This is a genomic window from Pseudomonas sp. NPDC089547 (assembly GCF_050280665.1).
GTDB lineage: Bacteria > Pseudomonadota > Gammaproteobacteria > Pseudomonadales > Pseudomonadaceae > Aquipseudomonas.
The window spans coordinates 1-3,479 of sequence record NZ_JBNNVS010000099.1; the positions used below are offsets into that span (position 1 = coordinate 1).

Consider the following 3,479-nt stretch of genomic DNA (forward strand, 5'->3'; position numbering starts at 1 on the left):
GCTGATCGTTGACCTCATGTACGAAGGCGGCATCGCCAACATGAACTACTCGATCTCCAACAACGCTGAGTACGGCGAGTACGTCACCGGCCCGGAAGTCATCAACGAAGAATCCCGCAAGGCCATGCGCAACGCCCTGAAGCGCATCCAGGACGGCGAGTACGCGAAGATGTTCATCTCCGAAGGTGCTACCAACTACCCATCGATGACCGCCAAGCGCCGCAACAACGCCGCTCACGGCATCGAAATCATCGGCGAGCAACTGCGTTCGATGATGCCGTGGATCTCGGCTAACAAAATCGTCGACAAGACCAAGAACTAAGTCTTATCGATACATGAAAAACGCGGCTTCGGCCGCGTTTTTTCGTTCTGGCAGTCAGCTTCTGGTATAAAGCAGACCAGTGGCCTGCTGTCAGAACCTGTTTCGCGGGCCCGTGTCGAACATTTTCCATCCTGTTGCAAGGTACCCTCCATGAGCGAACGTCCCGAAGAGCCGAACAAGCCCTCCGACGCCGAAAGCCTGCTACCTGTCGATGAGCACGTTGAAGAAGGGCATGACGCCGAAGGGCGCAAAGTGCGCCACCGCGGCATTTACCTGCTGCCCAACCTGTTCACCACCGCCAACCTGTTTGCCGGCTTTTATTCCATCATCAGCTCGATGAGCGCACAGAGCGCCCTGAGTGCCGGTGACCCGCGCGAGGCGAGCAAGTACTTTGCCTTTGCCGCCATCGCCATCTTCGTGGCCATGGTGCTCGACGGCCTGGATGGCCGCGTTGCGCGCATGACCAATACCCAGAGTGCCTTTGGCGCAGAGTACGACTCGTTGTCGGACATGGTCGCTTTCGGCGTGGCCCCGGCCTTGCTGGCCTTCGGCTGGGCGCTGGGTGACATGGGCAAGGTTGGCTGGATGGTCGCCTTCATCTATGTAGCCGGTGCAGCGCTGCGCCTGGCGCGCTTCAATACCCAGGTTGGCACTGCCGACAAGCGCTATTTCATCGGCCTGGCCAGCCCGGCTGCGGCCGGTGTGGTTGCGGGTACCGTGTGGGCGTTCAGCGATTACGGTATCCAGGGCTCCAAGCTGTCGTTCCTGGTGGCGTTGCTGGTGGCTGCCGCCGGCATGCTGATGGTCAGCAACATCAAGTACAACAGCTTCAAGGAGCTGGACCTCAAAGGGCGCGTACCGTTCGTTGCCATCCTTGCGGTGGTGCTGGTGTTTGCTGTCGTGTTCAGCGATCCACCGCGCATCCTGCTGCTGATCTTCCTTGCCTACGCTGCATCGGGGCCGATCCAGTTCCTGTTGAAGGCGCGCCGGCGCAAAGCGTAAAAAACGCTTAATGCTGGAATAACCTTCCGGCTCCATAGTCTTACTGGTACATCCGTTATCCAGTGCTGTGGAGCCGCCCATGCTCATCAAGCTACCCAGGTCTTCCGAGTGCAAGGCGTCGGAGATCACCCCCGAAGGCATCTACCTTTCCCGTCGTACCCTGTTGGGTGGCTCATTGGCCGGCCTGGCCCTGGGCGCTTTGCCCGGCACGGGGCGGGCGGCGGAAACCAGCCGTTACGCTGATGTCGAGCCAGGCAAGGCGTCAGGCTGGTTCAGCGACAAGCTGGCTGCTGCGCGCTGGCAGGCGGTGACGGTTCAGGGGGAGGCGATCACGCCGTTCAAGGATGCTACCCACTACAACAACTTCTATGAGTTCGGGCCCGACAAGGGCGACCCGGCGGCCAATGGCGACAGCCTGAAGACCGAGCCTTGGTCGGTGGTGGTGGATGGTGAGGTGGGCAAGCCTGGTCGCTATGCGCTTGAAGACTTCGTCAAACCTCATCAGCTTGAAGAGCGTATCTACCGCCTGCGCTGCGTCGAGGCCTGGTCGATGGTCATCCCCTGGCTGGGCATTCCCCTGGCGCAGGTACTCAAGCAGGTAGAGCCGACGTCCAAGGCGCGTTACGTCCGCTTCGAAACCCTGAAAGACCCACAACATATGCCTGGGCAGCGTTCGGGGTTTGCCTTGATCGACTGGCCTTATAGAGAAGGGCTGCGCCTGGATGAGGCGATGCACCCGCTGGCGATTCTTGCTGTGGGGATGTACGGCAGAGAACTGCCCAACCAGAACGGCGCGCCGCTGCGTTTGGTGGTGCCATGGAAGTATGGCTTCAAGAGTATCAAGTCGATCGTGCGCATCAGCCTGGTGACTGAGCAGCCTGGTACGACGTGGGAAGGGCTGGCGCCGGATGAGTATGGCTTTTATGCCAACGTGAACCCGACGGTGGACCACCCGCGCTGGAGTCAGGCGCGTGAGCGGCGGTTGCCCAGTGGGCTATTCAGCCCCAATGTGCGCGAAACTCAGATGTTCAATGGCTATGCCGATGAAGTGGCATCGCTGTATGCCGGGCTTGATCTGCGGAAAAACTACTGATGCGCTATCCCTGGTTTCGCCTGGCCATCTTCGTGGTGGGGTGCTTGTTCCCGGTATGGTGGTTGTACGAGGCGGCAATGAACCTGCTAGGGCCTGATCCCGGCAAGATCATGATGGATCGCCTGGGGCTTGGAGCACTGACCTTTCTGCTGGTGACCCTGGGCATGACGCCGTTGCAGAAGCTCACGGGGTGGTCGGGCTGGATCGTGGTCCGCAGGCAGCTCGGGTTGTGGGTGTTCGCCTATATAGTGCTGCACATCCTGGCTTACCTGTTCTTCATTCTGGGGCTGGATTGGGGGCAGTTGGCGGTGGAGTTGCGCAAGCGGCCCTATATTATTGTCGGGGCGCTGGGGTTTCTGGGGTTGCTGGTGTTGGCGGTTACATCGAACCGCTACAGCCAGCGGCGGTTGGGTGCGCGGTGGAAGAGGTTGCACAAGCTGGTGTATGTCGTGCTTGGCCTGGGATTGCTGCATTTCCTGTGGATCGTGCGCTCGGATCTGCGGGAGTGGGCGATCTATGCGTTCATTGGGGCGGCGTTGATGGTGTTGCGGGTTCCGGCTGTTGCACGGGTTCTTCCGAGGATTGCCCGCAGGCAGGGTAGGGCTGTTTGAGGGCTGGGTTGGGTTGCTGGGGCCTGTCTTGGGATTGCATTGGGTTTGAGAGGTGTCCGCCTTGGGTTATCTGGCGCCTATAAGATCGAGCGCCGCCCGCGCGGCGCTCGATCTTATAGGCGCTGGATGTGTTGTGGCGGGCACCTGCAGGCCTTAGTGCGGTCTTTTCCCTTATATTTCACTTTCTTGAAATTAAAGGTTGACGCCCTCTCGAATCCCCTTATAATGCGCCCCACTTCCAGCGACATCGGAACGAAAAACTCCTTGAGATTCAACGAGTTAGGTAGTTAAGGTGATATTGAAAGGGCTACGATCGAATGATCGCAAGCGGTTAAGATGGTGGTTGACAGTGCTTCTAAACGCTGTATGATTCGCCTCCCGCTACGAGAGATCGCAGCGAGCCAAGTGTTTGAAGCTAAACGAGTTTCTCGCAAAAAACTTCAAAATAAAC

General features: G+C 58.9%; 3 protein-coding genes and 1 pseudogene. All 4 read left to right on the forward strand.

Annotated features, from left to right (window positions below):
* Positions 1-322 (forward strand): annotated as a pseudogene (locus tag ACQKPZ_RS28030) (ketol-acid reductoisomerase); the annotation flags it as partial.
* Positions 323-472: 150 nt separating this feature from the next.
* Positions 473-1,324: a CDP-diacylglycerol--serine O-phosphatidyltransferase gene (gene pssA / locus ACQKPZ_RS28035; protein ID WP_003250045.1), complete on the forward strand. Its 852-nt coding sequence runs from the start codon at positions 473-475 to the stop codon at positions 1,322-1,324.
* Positions 1,325-1,403: 79 nt separating this feature from the next.
* On the forward strand, positions 1,404-2,417 hold the full coding sequence (msrP, locus tag ACQKPZ_RS28040) for a protein-methionine-sulfoxide reductase catalytic subunit MsrP (protein WP_427544517.1): 1,014 nt from the start codon (positions 1,404-1,406) through the stop codon (positions 2,415-2,417).
* Entirely contained in the window at positions 2,417-3,028 is a 612-nt protein-coding gene (gene msrQ, locus ACQKPZ_RS28045) for a protein-methionine-sulfoxide reductase heme-binding subunit MsrQ (RefSeq protein WP_391136946.1), read from the forward strand. Before msrP ends, msrQ begins: the two co-directional genes overlap by 1 nt.
* Positions 3,029-3,479 lie beyond the last annotated feature (451 nt).